General features: G+C 73.4%; 18 protein-coding genes. 5 read left to right on the forward strand and 13 right to left on the reverse strand.

The window, feature by feature from the left end:
• Window positions 1-23 precede the first annotated feature (23 nt).
• Entirely contained in the window at window positions 24-608 is a 585-nt protein-coding gene (locus QMG39_RS02820) for an NADPH-dependent F420 reductase (protein ID WP_281882315.1), read from the reverse strand.
• 88 nt (window positions 609-696) lie between these two features.
• Here QMG39_RS02820 and QMG39_RS02825 point away from each other — a divergent pair, with 88 nt between their 5' ends.
• The gene (locus tag QMG39_RS02825; protein WP_309298772.1) at window positions 697-1215 is read left to right on the forward strand and encodes a MarR family winged helix-turn-helix transcriptional regulator; all 519 of its coding nucleotides are present in this window, start codon (window positions 697-699) and stop codon (window positions 1213-1215) included.
• A gap of 33 nt (window positions 1216-1248) precedes the next feature.
• Here QMG39_RS02825 and QMG39_RS02830 read toward each other — a convergent pair whose 3' ends face one another.
• The 8 genes from QMG39_RS02830 to QMG39_RS02865 all read right to left on the reverse strand — a co-directional run bounded on the left by QMG39_RS02830 (window position 1249) and on the right by QMG39_RS02865 (window position 7244).
• Entirely contained in the window at window positions 1249-1689 is a 441-nt protein-coding gene (locus QMG39_RS02830; protein ID WP_281887130.1) for a protein kinase, read from the reverse strand.
• Complete coding sequence (locus QMG39_RS02835; RefSeq protein WP_281882317.1) at window positions 1690-2154, reverse strand: protein kinase domain-containing protein; 465 nt, start codon at window positions 2152-2154, stop codon at window positions 1690-1692. It abuts the gene before it with no gap.
• 178 nt (window positions 2155-2332) lie between these two features.
• Window positions 2333-2632 (reverse strand): DUF1540 domain-containing protein, encoded by a 300-nt coding sequence (locus QMG39_RS02840; RefSeq protein ID WP_281882318.1) that lies wholly within the window; start codon window positions 2630-2632, stop codon window positions 2333-2335.
• A 155-nt stretch (window positions 2633-2787) separates the two neighbouring features.
• On the reverse strand, window positions 2788-3678 hold the full coding sequence (phnE, locus tag QMG39_RS02845; protein ID WP_281882319.1) for a phosphonate ABC transporter, permease protein PhnE: 891 nt from the start codon (window positions 3676-3678) through the stop codon (window positions 2788-2790).
• Window positions 3675-4490, reverse strand: a complete 816-nt coding sequence (gene phnE / locus QMG39_RS02850; protein WP_281882320.1) for a phosphonate ABC transporter, permease protein PhnE — start codon at window positions 4488-4490, stop codon at window positions 3675-3677. Before phnE (QMG39_RS02850) ends, phnE (QMG39_RS02845) begins: the two co-directional genes overlap by 4 nt.
• Window positions 4487-5296, reverse strand: coding sequence for a phosphonate ABC transporter ATP-binding protein (gene phnC / locus QMG39_RS02855; protein WP_281882321.1), 810 nt, complete (start codon window positions 5294-5296; stop codon window positions 4487-4489). Before phnC ends, phnE (QMG39_RS02850) begins: the two co-directional genes overlap by 4 nt.
• A gap of 73 nt (window positions 5297-5369) precedes the next feature.
• Window positions 5370-6365 carry a phosphate/phosphite/phosphonate ABC transporter substrate-binding protein gene (gene phnD, locus QMG39_RS02860; protein WP_281882322.1) on the reverse strand — a complete coding sequence of 332 codons (996 nt, stop codon included), beginning with the start codon at window positions 6363-6365 and terminating at the stop codon, window positions 5370-5372.
• Between the two features lie 189 nt (window positions 6366-6554).
• The gene (locus tag QMG39_RS02865; RefSeq protein ID WP_281882323.1) at window positions 6555-7244 is read right to left on the reverse strand and encodes an HAD family hydrolase; all 690 of its coding nucleotides are present in this window, start codon (window positions 7242-7244) and stop codon (window positions 6555-6557) included.
• A 174-nt stretch (window positions 7245-7418) separates the two neighbouring features.
• Here QMG39_RS02865 and QMG39_RS02870 point away from each other — a divergent pair, with 174 nt between their 5' ends.
• On the forward strand, window positions 7419-8348 hold the full coding sequence (locus tag QMG39_RS02870; RefSeq protein WP_281882324.1) for a DUF368 domain-containing protein: 930 nt from the start codon (window positions 7419-7421) through the stop codon (window positions 8346-8348).
• A 185-nt stretch (window positions 8349-8533) separates the two neighbouring features.
• Entirely contained in the window at window positions 8534-9601 is a 1068-nt protein-coding gene (locus QMG39_RS02875; RefSeq protein ID WP_281882325.1) for a trans-sulfuration enzyme family protein, read from the forward strand.
• A gap of 51 nt (window positions 9602-9652) precedes the next feature.
• Here the strand turns inward: QMG39_RS02875 and QMG39_RS02880 are convergent, their stop codons facing one another.
• Genes QMG39_RS02880 through QMG39_RS02890 form a run of 3 tightly spaced genes read right to left on the reverse strand, consistent with a single transcriptional unit; the run spans window position 9653 to window position 11955 of the window.
• Window positions 9653-10486 (reverse strand): alpha/beta fold hydrolase, encoded by an 834-nt coding sequence (locus QMG39_RS02880; RefSeq protein WP_281882326.1) that lies wholly within the window; start codon window positions 10484-10486, stop codon window positions 9653-9655.
• A 40-nt stretch (window positions 10487-10526) separates the two neighbouring features.
• Complete coding sequence (locus tag QMG39_RS02885) at window positions 10527-11126, reverse strand: class I SAM-dependent methyltransferase (protein ID WP_281882327.1); 600 nt, start codon at window positions 11124-11126, stop codon at window positions 10527-10529.
• 55 nt (window positions 11127-11181) lie between these two features.
• Window positions 11182-11955 carry an SDR family oxidoreductase gene (locus QMG39_RS02890; protein ID WP_281882328.1) on the reverse strand — a complete coding sequence of 258 codons (774 nt, stop codon included), beginning with the start codon at window positions 11953-11955 and terminating at the stop codon, window positions 11182-11184.
• A 317-nt stretch (window positions 11956-12272) separates the two neighbouring features.
• Between QMG39_RS02890 and sigJ the strand changes: the two genes are divergently transcribed.
• A complete protein-coding gene (gene sigJ / locus QMG39_RS02895; RefSeq protein ID WP_281882329.1) occupies window positions 12273-13256 on the forward strand; it encodes an RNA polymerase sigma factor SigJ in 984 nt (327 codons plus the stop codon).
• Window positions 13257-13313: 57 nt separating this feature from the next.
• On the opposite strand, the gene QMG39_RS02900 is transcribed toward sigJ, so the two are convergent.
• A complete protein-coding gene (locus QMG39_RS02900; RefSeq protein WP_281882330.1) occupies window positions 13314-14345 on the reverse strand; it encodes an NAD(P)-dependent alcohol dehydrogenase in 1032 nt (343 codons plus the stop codon).
• 114 nt (window positions 14346-14459) lie between these two features.
• Here QMG39_RS02900 and QMG39_RS02905 point away from each other — a divergent pair, with 114 nt between their 5' ends.
• Window positions 14460-15152, forward strand: a complete 693-nt coding sequence (locus tag QMG39_RS02905; RefSeq protein WP_281882331.1) for a TetR/AcrR family transcriptional regulator C-terminal domain-containing protein — start codon at window positions 14460-14462, stop codon at window positions 15150-15152.
• Window positions 15153-15282 lie beyond the last annotated feature (130 nt).

Genomic DNA, 15282 nt, shown 5'->3' on the forward strand with positions numbered 1-15282 from the left:
CGCCCGCCCTCCGTTCCGTTCGCTCAGACCAGCGCGGACTCCTTCGCGACGGCGAAGCCCTCGGTCCAGCCGATGCGCTCCTGCACGGCGAGCGTGAGCTGCAGGAAGCCGAGCGACTCGAGCTCGCGCGCTCGCGAGAGGGCACCGGCGTCGACGACGGCGAGCCCGCCCGCCTCGACGACCGAGGCGAGCGACTGCTTCGCGTCGGCGTCGTCACCCGCGACCAGCACGGTGGTCGGCACGCCGCCGACCGTCTTCGACACGAGCGTCGCGGCGAAGTTCGTGTTGAACGCCTTGAGCACGCGGGAGTCGGGCAGCGCCGTGGCGATCTCGGCGGCGGCCGAGGAGTCGGCCGGCACGACGAGCGAGTCGAACGTGGTGAAGTCGAGCGGGTTGGTGATGTCGACGACCACCTTGCCCGCGAGCGCCGTGCCGTGGGCGGCGATGATGCCGGCCACCTCGGGGTACGGCACGGCCAGCACCACGATGTCGCCGTCGATGGATGCCGCGTCGCGGCCGAGGTACTGCACGTCGGCGCCGCCGTCGGCGACGATGCCGCCGATCGCCGTGCCCATGTTGCCGTTGCCGAAGATGCTGACCGTGGTCATTCGGGTCTCCCGTTCGTTTTGGTTGTAGGAACAACTGAATAGTACGCACACATTGGTTGATGCGTCAACTTTTCGATAGGATGGACCCGTGGACACGCAGACGACGCCCGAGATGACGGGACCCGAGGAGGCCGCCTGGGTGCGGCTCATCGCCCTGGCCGAGCTGCTCCCCGGCGTGCTCGACGCGCAACTGCTGCGCGATGCGCAGATCACGCACTTCGAGTACACGGTGCTGATGAGCCTGGAGTCGTCACCCGACCGCACGTCGCGCATGACCCGGCTCGCCTCGCGCACGAACGCGACGCTCCCGCGCCTCTCGCACGTGGCGAAGCGACTCGAGCAGCGCGGCCTCATCGAGCGGTTCCCCTGCCCGGAGGACCGCCGTGCGACGAACGCGCGACTGACCGACGAGGGCCTCGCGCTCCTCGACGATGCGGCACCCGGGCACGTCGACACCGTGCGCCACTACGTGCTCGACGCGCTCGACCCCGACGACCTCGACCGCCTGTACGACATCGCGGGCGTGCTGCTCGAGCGGCTCGACCCCGAGGGGCGCATGACCGCGACCGCGTGCCACCCCGCGAAGGCGGCACCGCTCGCCTCCTGAGCGACCGCACCCAGGCGCCCAGACGCCGCGGTGCTAGCCGAGCACGTGCAGGCCGAGCAGCAGCCCGACCGCGCCGCCGGCGAGCACGCAGATGCCGCCCGCCGCGAGGAGCGCCGACGTGCGACGCCGCTGCGCCTCCGCCGCCGACTCCGGCCGCGACGCCCGGGCCAGCCGTCGCTGCTCCCGACGGGAGAGGATCATGCCGCGGATGATGTCGCGCATCGTCGCGGACACGTCGTGTGCCGTCGGTCGCGCGGCGGGGTCGTCCTCGGTCATCGCGGAGAGGATCGTGCGCCACTGCGGCGGCACGTCGTCGGGGATGCGCGGCCGGCGGCTCAGCCGGGCGACCGCCGCCTCGATCGGCGTGCCCGAGTACTCGCGCTCGCCCGTGAGCGCCTCCAGGAGCACGAGGCCGAGCGAGTAGATGTCGCTCGCCACGCCGACGTCTCCGCCGCGCGCCTGCTCCGGCGAAATCTAGCTCGCGGTGCCGAGGATGGATCCGGAGTCGGTCATGCGCGAGGCGTGGGTGAACTGCGCGACCCCGAAGTCGGCGAGCTTCGCCACGACGTCGGCGACGGACCGCTGCGACACCCGGCCGGCGGCGAGGCGCCGCGCGAGCGAGCTGCCGACGACGAGCTCCATGACCACGTAGCGACGTGGGAGTCCGCGATGCTCCAGCACGCCGGCGTCGTACACCTCGACCAGCCCGGGATGCTTGAACGATCCGAGCAGCTGGATCTCCCGCTCCCGCCGCACGGGATCGCCGCCGGGCTCGCCGTCGTCGCGGAAGACCTTCACGGCGACGTCGCGGCCGAGCTGCGTGTCGCGAGCCCGATAGACGTCGGCCATGCCGCCCGAGCCGATGTGCTCGATGAAGCGGTACCGCTGCGCGTCCACTCGCGGCGCGACGGGCTCCTGCGGGAGCGACGAATCGATCACGCGCTCCTCCTGATTCGGTCGAGGATCGACCGACGGGGATCCGCGGATCGTTCAGGCGAGCCTAGCCGACAGGTGTCGCAATGAGAATCCCTCCGCATTGCGACCCGGTAACGGCCAGCCCCAGCGTGCCGGCGACTCGATCGCGCCCCGCGACGGGGTCCGTCGTGATCGCGTGCGCTCAGCGCGCGTCGTAGGTGAGGCAGTCCGCCGCGTCGGCTCCGGCGCCGATGCGCACGGCCGGCGCGGTGCACTCGAGCGACGAGTTGTGCACGCAGTCGGCGCGCTGGCACGCGCCCACGTGCGTGACGACCTTGTCGAGCCCGCCCTTGGTCGAGAGCGGGATGAAGGTGGCGCACTGGGCGTCGCCGTTCGAGCCCGCGATGGTCACCGCGGCGGCGTGGCAGTGCGAGTGGTCGTTGTAGGAACAGCCCTCGACCGAGCACTCGGTGACGGCGGGAAGATCGGCGAGCATGGTCATGGCGGCCTCCGGATGTCGCGGGCTGGTGAGCGTCCTGAGGCCGATGCTAGACCCGTCATCGCCCGATCGCCAGACCTTCGGGACGCGTGTTTCGGCCGGTCAGAGCCACTTTTCAGGTAAGGCTTACCTCACCTCGGGGCATCCGCTCGCCTGGCTCAGACGATGGCGGATGCCTCGTCGCGGCGCTCGCGCGCCGCCAGCTTCCGCCCGCCGCCCGAGATGATCCGCGCGCGCACCGCACCCGAGATCGAGTCGACGGCGATCGTGACCAGGATGATGACCACCAGCGTGATGCCGATCTGCTCCCACTCGCGCCGGTTGAACAGCTGCGAGAGCAGCGACCCGATGCCGCCCGCGCCGATGACGCCGAGCACGGCGCTCGCGCGGATGTTGATCTCGAACCGGTACAGCCAGAACGCCACGATCTCGGGCAGCGCCTGCGGCAGGATCGCCCAGCGCATGCGCTGCACGGGGCGGGCGCCGGCGGCGAGCGCCGCCTCGACCGGACCCGGGTCGATCGACTCGATCGCCTCGGCCGTGAGCTTGCCCAGGGTGCCGATCGAGCCGATGCCGAGCGCGAGCGCGCCGGTGAGCGGGCCGAGGCCGAAGATCGGCATGATCAGCACGATCGCCAGGATGATCTCGGGCAGCGCGCGCACCGCGTTGAGGAACTGCCGGGTGACGAACACGACGCCCGCAGGCGAGACCGTGCGCGCGGCGAGGAAGCCGAGCGGCAGCGACAGCACCGCGCCGATCAGCGTGCCGATCCACGCCATCTGGATCGACTCGAGCATGCGCTGGGTCGCGAGCACCCAGTACTCGCTCCACGGCACCTCGAGCGGGTTGTGGGTGAGCCCCTCCCCCATCAGCACGACGTAGTTGCCGATCGACGCGGGCAGGTCGGCGAGGCGGATCCAGTTCGCGTCGACCAGCCAGACCGCCAGGATCACGACGGCGAGGCTGACCAGCAGGCCGATCGTGTGCGGCCACTTGCTGGGCGGGGTGGGGCGCTTCATGGTCGTCGTGGGGCGCGTTGCGGCGGTCATGCGATGCGCCTCCGGATCGCCTGCGACGCGAGGTCGACCGCGAGCACCACCACGAACGTCGCGATGAAGATGGCCGACACGTTCTCCCACGCGAATCGGCCGAGCTGCACGAGCAGCACGTTGCCGATGCCGCCCGCCCCGGCGAGGCCGATCACGATCGACGCGCGGATGTTCAACTCGAAGACGTACAGGCTGTAGCTGAGGAAGTTCGGCAGCACCTGCGGGTACACCGACCAGCGCGCACGCTGGAGCCCGTTCGCGCCCGAGGCATCCGCCGCCTCGATCGGACCGGGGTCGACCGCGTCGATCGACTCCGAGGTGAGCTTGGCGATGATGCCGATGTTGAACATGACGAGCGCGAGGATGCCGGCGAGCGACCCGACCCCGACGAACGCGACCATCAGGAACGCCCAGCCGATGTCGGGGATCGAGCGGATCACCGACAGCACCCACTTCACGGCCTGGTGCGCGACCGGGTTCGCGAGCGTCACCTTCGACGCCATCATCGCCGCGATCAGGCCGAGCAGGCAGCCGATGAGGCTTGCGAGCACGGCGATCGAGAGCGTCTCGAGCCACGCGTTGCCGACCTGGAAGATGAAGCCCCAGTTCGGCGCGAAGAACTCCTGGATCACGAACCAGCCGCGCGTCGCGTCGGTGAAGAACGGCACGAGCGTGAACTCGATGCCGAGCGCCGACCAGACCGTGACCGCGGCGGCGGCGATGATGCCGGCCCAGAGCGCCCACGACGGTGCCGGCTTGCGGGGGCGGGCGGATGCCTCGGGCCCGCGCGTCGGAGCGGCCGTCGACGTCATGGCACCTGACCCTCGCCGGCCGTCGACACGGGGGGCGCCTCGTCGCCGGGCAGCACGTCCGCGGCGGTGAGCGAACGGCCGTAGATCTGCTCGAACACCGCGTCGTCGGCCTGGTCGGCGGTGCCGTCGAAGACGACCTTGCCCGCGCGCATGCCGATGATGCGCTGGCCGTACGTGCGGGCGAGGTCGAGGAAGTGCAGGTTCACGACCGTGGTGATGCCGAGCTCGCGGTTGATGCGCTGCAGGTCGCGCATCACCTGGTTCGCCGTGGGCGGGTCGAGCGACGCGACCGGCTCGTCGGCGAGGATCACCTGCGGCTGCTGCGCGAGCACGCGGGCGATCGCGACGCGCTGCTGCTGGCCGCCCGAGAGCTGCGAGGCCCGCACGTACGCCTTGTCGACGATGCCGACGCGCTCGAGCGCCTCGAACGCGAGCTCGGTGTCCGACGCCTTCCACGCGCCCACGAGCGAGCGCAGTGTCGAGGTCGCGTGCAGCCGCCCGAGGAGCACGTTGTTCATCACGCTCGTGCGCGTGACGAGGTTGAACGACTGGAAGATCATGCCGACCTCGGCGCGCAGCTTGCGCAGCGCCCGCTTGCTCGCGCCGCTCACCGTGCGGTCGCCGACCTCGAGCGTGCCGCTCGTCACCGGCACCAGTCCGTTGATCGTGCGGACGAGCGTCGACTTGCCCGCGCCCGAGAGGCCCACCACCACGACGAACTGGCCGTCGGGGATCTCGAGGTCGATCGAGTCGAGCCCGAGCGTGCCGGTGGGGTACCGAACGGAGACGTCGCTGAATCGGATCACGTGTTCATCCTGCCGTGCGTACGGTGATGGCCACGCCGCTCGCGTGCGGCGTGGCCATCACCAGTGGTGCTGACTACTGGTCGCCGAAGTTCTCGTAGACCGCGCGCGCCGCGTCGAGCGCGTCGAGGTCGGCCGGAACCAGGCCGTCGATCTCGTACACGGCGTAGAGCGCCGCGGCGCCCTCCTCGGTCTCCGACACCGCGATGAACGCGTCGGTGATCTTCTCCTGCCACTCCTCCGAGAGCGAGCCCGAGATGGCGACGCCGTCGTTCGGGATGAGGGTCGAGTACGCGAACACCGTCACGACCTCACCCACGTCGTTGGCCTCCTCGGCGACCGAGCCGCGAGCGTCGTTGAAGCTCGTGCCGATCGTCGCGTCGCCGTCGTAGACCGCGCGGACGGCGTTCGGGTGGCCGCCGGCGAAGAAGGCGCCGGAGAGGTCGAACGGGTCGAGGCCGAGCTCGCCGAGCTGGGTGGCCGGGTAGTAGTAGCCCGAGGCCGAGCCCTCGTCGACGAACGCGATGGTCTCGTCCTGCTCGACGAGCGCGAGCGCGTCCTCGCCGAGCGGGCCCTCGCTCGTGGCATCCGTGCCGTTGCAGTAGGTGAAGTCGAAGCCGTCGTCGTCGGTGACGGTGACGACGTCGTCGAGGCAGAAGCGGTCGGGGTCGTTCGTGAACCACTGGGTCACGTAGGTCGAACCGCCGAAGCGCACCGACTGGAGCACGGGCACGGCGCCCGCCTCGTCCTGGGCCTGGACCATGCCGATCGGGCCGAACATGCCGATCTGGGCCTGGTCGGCCTGCATCGCGACGATGAGGCCGGCGTAGTTGTCGGTGACCTCGACCTCGACCGGGATGTCGAGCTCGGCCGACAGCAGCTCGGCGAGCGCCTCGCCGTCGGTCACGACCTGGTCGACGTCGCTCGAGGGCACGAGGCCGAGCACGAGGCTCTCCGGAGCCTCCGGCGTGGCGTCGTCGGCCGAGTCGGAGTCGCCCGTGGCGCATCCGGTGGCGGCGAGGGCGATGCCGGCGGCGATCGCTGCGGTGGTGATGAACCTGCGGTGTCTCATGTGCCTCTTCCTCAGTGCTGCGTCGTGTCGAACGAGTTCGAGCGGCCGGGCAGTGCGGACCCGGTCGCCCCCGTGACGCTACCGGTGAGACCGGTTCCGATCGGCCGGATTCACCGAGCCGTAGCGTGATGTTTACATCCGGTCAGACGAGGAATCCTCGTGTATGAGGCGTCCGGCGCGCACCGGGCCTCACGACCCAGCCCAGGCGACGATCTCCGGCACGAGTCCGCCCAGGTCGCCCGCGACCCAGTCGGCCGGACCGCGGCGCCGACCGAACCGGTCCACGAGTCCCGTGCGGCAGCCGCGCGCGTGCGCGGGCTCGAGGTCGTTGCGCCAGATGTCGCCGATCGAGGCGATGCGATCGGCCGCGAGCCCCTCGGCGAGCAGCTCGTCGACGATCGTGCCCATGCCGTCGGGCTTGCGCGCATCGCCGATCACCGCGTCGAACGCGTCGGCCACGCCCATGCGGGCGAGGAGCCCGTCGAGGCCCGCCGCGGGCGCGTTCGTGACGAGCACGACCCTGCCGCCCGCGGCGTGCACCGCGGCCGCGGCGGCGTGCACGCCGGCCGCCGCGTGCAGGGGCACAACCCCCGAGGTCACCCCGGCACGGCTCTCGAGGTAGGCGCGGCTCATGCGCGCGCGGTCGAGGCCGGCCGCGCGGCCGAGTGCCTGCACGAGCTGGTACCCGTCCTCGACGGCGTGCGCATCGTCGACGCCCGCCTCCAGGAAGCGGCTCACGCGGTCGAACGCGTCCGGCGCGGCCGCGGCCGCGGCGACCTCGCGTGCGTAGGCGAGGACCGGCTCGTCGCCGAGCGCGACCGTCCCGTCGAAGTCGAGCAGCAGGGTGGGCGCGGAGCGGGAGGCCGACGGGCTGGTCATGGTCGGCCAGCGTAGCGGTCGGCCGCGACGCGCGCGCCGGCGATCGGGCGCGGGCGCCCCGGCGGGGCATCCGCTCATCGGCTCGCCGCCAGCGAGCCCCGCTACAATCGCCGCTGGCGCACCCGCGCGCACCCGGCTCGCCTCGAGCGCCCCACCGAGAGGACCCCCGTACGCATGACCGCCCTGCGCTGGCTCGTCGACCTCATCCGCGGCGCCCTGATCGGCACCGTCGAGATCATCCCGGGCGTCTCGGGCGGCACCGTCGCGCTGATCACGGGCGTGTACGAGACGATCATCACGTCGGCCGGCAACCTCGTGCGCGGCGTGCTCCTCGCGCTCGGCGGCATCGTCCGCGCCGACCTGCGTCCGCGGGCCCGGGAGCACCTGCGCCTCGTGCGCTGGGGCGTGCTGATCCCGATCGGCATCGGCATGCTCGGCGCGATCGTGCTGGCCTCTGCCCTGCTCGCGCCGACCATCGAGGAGTACCCGGTCGAGACGCGGGCCGTGTTCGCGGGCCTCATCGTGGCGTCGCTCGTCGTGCCGGCCCGCATGGTGGGCCGCTGGGGCGTCCGCGAGGTGCTGCTCGCGCTCGTCGCCGCGATCGCCGCGTTCCTGCTCACCGGGCTGCCCGCCGTCGACGACGCCGACCCGTCGCTCTGGCTCGTCGCCGTCTCGGCCGCCTTCGCGGTCTGCGCGCTCGTGCTGCCGGGCGTCTCCGGGTCGTTCGTGCTCGTCGTCATCGGCATCTACGCCCCGACGCTCGACGCCGTGAACGACCGCGACCTGGTCTACCTCGGCACGTTCGTGCTCGGCGCGATCGTCGGGCTGGCGGCCTTCGTGTCGACGCTGCAGTGGCTGCTCGCACACCACCACGCCGCCACCCTCGCCGTCATGACGGGGCTCATGGCCGGATCGCTGCGCGCGCTCTGGCCCTGGCAGTCCGAGTCGGGCGCGCTCGAGGCGCCCACCGGCGACGTGCTGCCGATCGTGCTGCTCTTCCTCGCGGGCGTGGCCGCGGTGTCGGCGATGGTGATCGCCGAGACGCTCATCGTCCGCCGACGCGAGGCCGCAGCGGCGCAGGACGAGGTCTCCGCCGAGCGCTGAGCCGCTCCCTGCTGTCACTTCTCAGGAGCCCGGGCGCGCCTGCGCAACGATCCGCACCCCGACGGCGCGAGCCCGGCACGATCCGGCGCGTTCCGGCCCGGATCGGCAGAATCCGGCGCGGCCCGGCCCGCCATTCCTGAAAAGCGCCACCCGCACGTGACCTACGCTCTGAGCAGGAGGCCGCAATGACCGATCGCCCGTTCCACTCGTCGCACGCCGAGACCCTCGCGGTGAGCCTCGGCCGGCCGCCCCGCGAGCCGGACGCCCCGTTCAACGAGCCCGTGCACCTGGCGTCGACGTTCGTCGCGGGCGGCGAGCGCGAGTACGGCCGCTACGGCAACCCGTCGTGGGCCGCGTTCGAGACCGTGCTCGGCGCGCTCGAGGGCGGCACCTGCGTGTCGTTCGCCTCGGGCATCGCGGCGATCTCGGCCGTGCTCGACCTCGTGCCGCACGGGGGCACGGTCATCGCCCCGCGCCACTCGTACACCGGCACGATCGCCCAGCTGCGCGACCGCGAGGCGGCCGGGCGCCTGCGGGCGCTCCTCGTCGACGTGACCGACACGGCCGCCGTCGCCGAGGCGTGCGGCGACGCGGACCTGCTCTGGTTCGAGTCGCCCACGAACCCCGCGCTCGAGGTCGCCGACATCCCCGCGCTCGTCGCCGCGGCACGCGCGCACGGCACCATGGTCGCGATCGACAACACGTTCGCCACCCCGCTCCTCCAGCAGCCGCTGGCGCTCGGCGCCGACCTCGCCGTGCACTCCGCGACGAAGTATCTCGCCGGCCACAGCGACGTGCTCATGGGCGCGGTCGTCGCGGCGGATGCCTCGGTGGCCGAGCAGATCTCCGGCCGGCGCGCGCTCAGCGGTGCCGTCCCCGCGCCGCTCGAGAGCTACCTCGCGCTGCGGGGCCTGCGCACGCTGCCGGTGCGGCTCGAACGCGCGCAGGCGAACGCGCGCGAGCTGGCGCGGCGCCTCGACGGGCACCCCGCGCTCGAGGAGGTGCGCTACCCCGGGTTCGGGGCGATCGTGTCGCTCGTGGTGCGCGGCGGCGCGGAGGGTGCGGACGCGTTCATCGATCGCGTGCAGCTGTGGATCCACGCGACGAGCCTCGGCGGCGTCGAGTCCACGCTCGAGCGACGCCGCCGCTGGCCGAGCGAGGCGCCGACGATCCCCGAGGGGCTCGTGCGGCTCTCGGTCGGGCTCGAGCACGTCGACGACCTGGCCGACGACCTGCTGGCCGCGCTGGGCTGAGCGGGCGGATGCCCCATGCCGGCGCGCGAACCGGCCGCCCCGCCGACCCGGTCAGCGCAGCTTCGCAAGCACCCAGTCCATCGCCTCGGGCACCGCGTCGAGCACCGACACGTGCCCGTCGTCGGGTCGCACGCGCAGTTCCGCTCCCGGGATGACCGACGCGAGGTACGCCCCGTGCGCCGGCGGCACGACCCGGTCGAGCGCGCCCTGCACCACGAGCACGGGCACGGAGATCGCCGCCGGGTCGAACCCCCACGGCGCGGCGAAGGCGACGTCGTCGTCGATGAGGCCATCGGGCCCGAACGCGTCCGAGCGGCCGACATCGGCGCCGAGCGAGGCCCACCCGCCCTCGAGCGCGGCGTAGTCGGCCGCGACGAACTGGGTCGGGTCGAACTCGTCGGTCTCGGCGAATGCGGCACGCGCGGCACGCCCGCGCATCGCCGCGCGCAGGCCGTCGGGCGAGGCCATGCCATCGAACCAGTCGTACGCGTCGGTGCGCGGGGCGATGCCCGCGAGGGTCACGGCCGCGCGCACGAGCCCGGGTCGCAGCGCGGCGCCCGCGAGCGCGTGCGGCCCGCCGCCGGACGCGCCCATCGATGCCAGCCCGGTCACGCCGAACGCCTCGGCGACGGCGGCGAGGTCGTCGGCGGCCGACGCCACGTCGCGGCCGGGCCGCGCGGTCGACCCGCCGTAGCTGGGGCGCCCGTACGAGATCACCCGGATGCCGCGCGCCGCCGCCGCGGCGAGCACGGGCTCGAGCGGCGCACCGGTCTGCGGGGACCCGTGGTGCCAGGCGAGCACCGGTGCGCCGGGGGCATCCGCCCCGCTGTCGTGGGCGCGGAGCACGCCGCCGTCGGGGAGGCGCACATCGGTGCTGGTGACCATGCGGCGAGGGTAGCCCGCACCACCGCCATCGGCACCGGGCTCAGGGCGCATGGCCCTCGAACACCAGCACCGGCACGCGCAGCACCGGCCCGACGCGCACCGAGGTCACGCGATCGGCGACGAACCCGGCCGCGGCGAGCGCCGCGGCGGTGTCGCGGTCGAGGTGGCATCCGTCGTCGAACCGCACCGTGAACGGAGTCGCCGCGCGCTGCACGGCGCGGTGGAGCGTGCGCGGCGGCGACACCACGTGATCGGCGAACACGACCCGCCCGCCGGGCACGAGCACGCGCCGCACCTCGGCGAGCGCGGCCGCCAGGTCGGTGACCGAGCAGAGCATGTAGGTGCCGACGACGGCGTCGACGGATGCGTCCGCGAGCGGGATCGACTCGCACACCGCGTCGAGCGGCGCACGGTCGCGGTGGCTCCACTCCCGCGCACGCGTGGTGAGTTCGGCGCGCCGCTCGGCGTCGGGCTCGAGACCCAGCCACCGCACCGACGGATCGAACGCGCCGAAGTTCTCGCCCTCCCCCGCGCCGACCTCGAGCACCGTGCCGCGCACCCGCCCGATCGCCTCGCGCACGAGGTCGTCGAGCGCGTCCTCCTCGATCAGGGGCGCGCGTTCGCGGGTCGCGGTCGCCATGCCCTCATGCGACCACGCGGCCCCGGCCCGGTCAAGTGCGAGGCGAGCGGATGGCTCAGACCCGGGCGCGCTCGCCCGCCTCCCGACCGCCCGCCGATGCGAGCCACTCGTCGAAGCCCAGCCGCGTCAGGTCGGCGCCCTCGCGGGGCAGCGCCTCGCCGGCGCGCATCGCGGCGAACTGGCGCCCCGGCAGCTTCACCGAGAGCACCGGGCCGCGCGCGCCGTGCGCCCTCGCGTAGGCCCGGGTCATCTCGTCGAGCCGCTCCTCGCGCGGGCCGGCGAGGTCGCGCACGTGCCCGGACGGCGCGCCGGCGGCGAGCTCGGCCAGTCGCCGCCCGACCTCGCTCGCCGCCACGGGCTGCGTGCGCGCGACGGGCGCGAGGTGCAGCGGGCCGATCGACAGCGCGTCGAACATCTGCCCGGCGAACTCGTGCGCCTGCGTCGCACGCAGGATCGTCCACGGCACGTCGCCCGCCTCGACCGCGCGCTCCTGGGCGAGCTTGCCCGCGTAGTAGCCGTACGGCGCACGGTCGACGCCGACGATCGAGAGCAGCACGTGGTGGCCCACGCCCGCCTCGCGCTCGGCCGCGAGCATGGTGCGCGTCGACGTGGTGAAGAACTCGGTCGAGCCCTTCGCCGACAGCGTGCTGACGTTCGCCGCGTCGACCAGCGCGTCGACGCCCTCGAGCGCCGAGACGAGCCCCTCGCCCGTGCGCACGTCCACGCCGTTCGACCGCGACAGCACCACGGCCTCGTCGCCGCGCGCGCGGATCGCCGCGACGACCTCCGATCCGATCGTGCCGGTTCCGCCGGCGACTGCGATGCGCATCATGCCCTCCTCGGGTCGGTGCGGGCGGCGTCATCCCGCCCGTCACCATGTCCGACGACGCAGCCGCCTCGAACGTGAGGCGCCGCCGCCCGCCCCTCCCGAGAACATGCAGATCTGACGCATCCGCCGCGAATGCATGCACTCGTACGGCGTGTCGCGCGGCGTTGCATGTTTTCACGAGGTGGCGGGGCGGACGCGGGTGGCGAGCAGCGGGCGGCGGGGCGGGCCTCACGTTCGGGGGCGCCGCGTCGTCGAACGGTGCAGGGGCGCTCGCGCGTCGGCGCGCGCGGTGGGACAGTGGAGGCGAGGGAATGGCGATGGAGACCGAACCGGGCGAGCGGGGCGAGCAGGGCACGGCGGATGCTGCCGAAGGCGACGCCGGTGCGAAGACCGACGAGGCGGATGCCGCGAGGCTCGACGCCGCCGCGATCGACGCCGAGCGCACGGGGCTGATGCGGCTGGCGTACCGCATGCTCGGCACGGTCGCCGACGCCGAGGACGCCGTGCAGGAGACGTACGCGCGCTGGTACCGACTCGACGAGGCCGACCGCGATGCGATCGAGAATCCGGCAGCGTGGCTGACCCGCGCCGCGAGCCGCGTCTGCCTCGACCTGCTCGGCTCCGCCCGCGCGCGCCGCGAGCGCTACGTGGGCGAGTGGCTGCCCGAGCCTGTGCCGGGCGACTCCGTCCTGGCCGCCGCCCCCGCGCCCGACCCGCTCGACCGCGTCACCCTCGACGACTCCGTGAGCACGGCGCTGCTCGTCGTGCTCGAGTCGCTCACCCCCGCCGAGCGCGTCGCGTTCGTGCTGCACGACGTGTTCGCCATGCCGTTCGCCGAGATCGGCGAGATCGTGGGCCGCTCACCCGAGGCGTGCCGCCAGCTCGCGTCGTCGGCCCGCCGGCACGTGCGCGAGCGCCGCGACGGCACCGCGACGCGGGAGCACCACGATCGCGTGGTGCAGGCGTTCCTCGCCGCGGCGGGCACGGGCGACCTCGCCACGCTGACGGCGGTGCTCGACCCCGACGTGGTGCTGCGGGCGGACGGCGGCGGCGTGGCATCCGCTGCCCGACGGCCCGTGGTCGGTGCGGACCGGGTGGCGCGCTACCTGCTCGGACTGCAGGAGAAGCGCGCCCACGAGGGCCTCGAGTTCGACCTGCGCGAGGGCCCCGATGGCCTCGCGGTGCGCATCACGGTCGGCGGCGCGGTCGACAGCGTGATCGTGCTGGGCGTCGCCGGCGAGCGCATCACCGACCTCTGGATCATGCGCAACCCCGCCAAGCTCGGGCTCTGGCAGCACTGAGCGGATGCCCCCGGCGCACGTGCGCCCCGAGGCATCCGCTCGGCCGTGCAGCCGGGTTCAGGGCACGCGCACGACGACGGCCCCGCGCTTGCGGCCGGTGTCGACGTAGCGGTGCGCCTCGACGATGTCGTCGAGCTCGTAGGTGCGGTCGACGACGGGGCGGATCGCGCCGGAGGCGGTGAGCGCGAGCAGCTCGCCAAGTTGCTCGCCGGTCACGACCGGGCCCGACATCGTGACGACCCCGCCGCTGCGTCGCGCGTCGCGCTTCAGGCGCAGCATGCCGACGAGGTCGGTGACGACGAGCAGCAGCGCGCCGCCGGGGGCCAGCGAGTCCGCGACGCGCGTGTAGGGCGCGTTGCCGACGCACTCGACGATCACGTCCCACGTCTCGTCGCCCGCCGCGAAGTCCTCGGTCTCGTAGTCGATGACCCGGGTCGCACCGAGCGAGCGCACGAGCCCGGCGTTGCGACCGCTCGTCACGCCCGTGACGACCGCGCCCCGCTGGGCGGCGAGCTGCACGGCCATGGTGCCCACGGCGCCGGATGCCCCGTTCACGAGCACGCGCGTGCCCTCCCCGATCTCGGCGCGACCGAAGAACGAGACCGCGGTCGTGCCGCCGAACACGACCGCGACGGCCTCCTCGAACGACAGCCCCTCGGGCTTCTTCGCCACCGTGCCGCCCTCGCGCACCGTCACGTACTCGGCGTGGCCGCCGAAGCGCGAGCCGCGCAGGAGCACGACGTCGTCGCCGGGTGCGAACGTCGTGACCTCGGCGCCGACGGCCTCGACCGTGCCGGCCGCCTCCATGCCGAGCACCCGGTGCCGCGGCCGGAACACGCCGATGCTCGACGCGACCAGCGGCCAGAGGCCGCGCGGGACGTCGCGGCTGCGGATGCGGTGGTCGGCGACGCTGACCGTCGAGGCGTGCACGCGCACGAGCAGCTCGTCGGCCGCCGGCGCGGGCTTCGGCAGGCGCGTGACGTGCACGACCTCGGGCGCGCCGTACCGGCGGTACTCGGCGGCGCGCATGGTCTCGGTGCTCGTTGCCGGCGCGCGCGTTCCTGCGGTCCGGCGTGTGGTGGTGGTCATGTCGGGCTCCCCTCGGGCTCAACCTTACGATGTACGACTTACGCTGTAAGATAGCGAGTCGCGACGAGGTCGTCAACCCCTCGCCGTACGCTGTATGGGACGAAGGAGGTCGCGATGACGTCGACGGCCGGGCAGCGCGAGACCAGGCGGGCGCCGCTCACGCGCGACCGCGTGCTGCGCGACGCGCTCGAGCTCGCCGACGAGTCGGGTCTCGAGGCCGTCACCATGCGGCGCCTGGCCGAGCGCCTCGGGGTCGAGCCGATGTCGCTCTACTACCACGTGCCCAACAAGGACGCCGTGCTCGACGGGCTCGTCGCCCTGGTCTTCGACGAGGTCGAGGCCGAGACCGGCGGCTACGCGGTGCCCGAGCACGACGACGAGTGGAAGGCGTCGCTGCGCGCGCGCATCCTCGCGGCGCGCGAGGTCATGCTGCGGCATCCGTGGGCCCCCGTGATCATGCAGACCCGCACCTTCCCCGGAGGCATCACCGCGGGCCACGCCGACGCCGTGGTCGGCACGCTGCGCTCGGGCGGGTTCTCGTACGACCTCATCCACCACGCCATGCACGCGCTCGGCAGCCGCATGTTCGGCTTCAGCCAGGAACTCGTGACCGACGACAGCCAGCCGGACGCGGCCGCGGCGGAGGCGCTCGCCGCACGAACTCCGCACCTCGTCGCGATGCTGGCCGAGGTCGCGCACGACGACCCCGACTCGACGATCGGCTGGTGCGACGACGCCACCGAGTTCGGCTTCGCGCTCGACCTCCTGCTCGACGGGCTCGAGCAGCTCGCCCGCCGGGGCGCCTGAGGAAATCTCGGATCGGGTGCATCCGATCGCACGGCCCGGCCGGAACCCTGGGTGACGCACGCCCGGCGACGCCGCCGGCCGCGTGCGCCACGCGAGCGACCGGGTGCCGGCACCCGGTGCAGACCCCCAG

The organism is Agromyces rhizosphaerae, from assembly GCF_027925245.1.
GTDB classification, from domain to species: domain Bacteria; phylum Actinomycetota; class Actinomycetes; order Actinomycetales; family Microbacteriaceae; genus Agromyces; species Agromyces rhizosphaerae.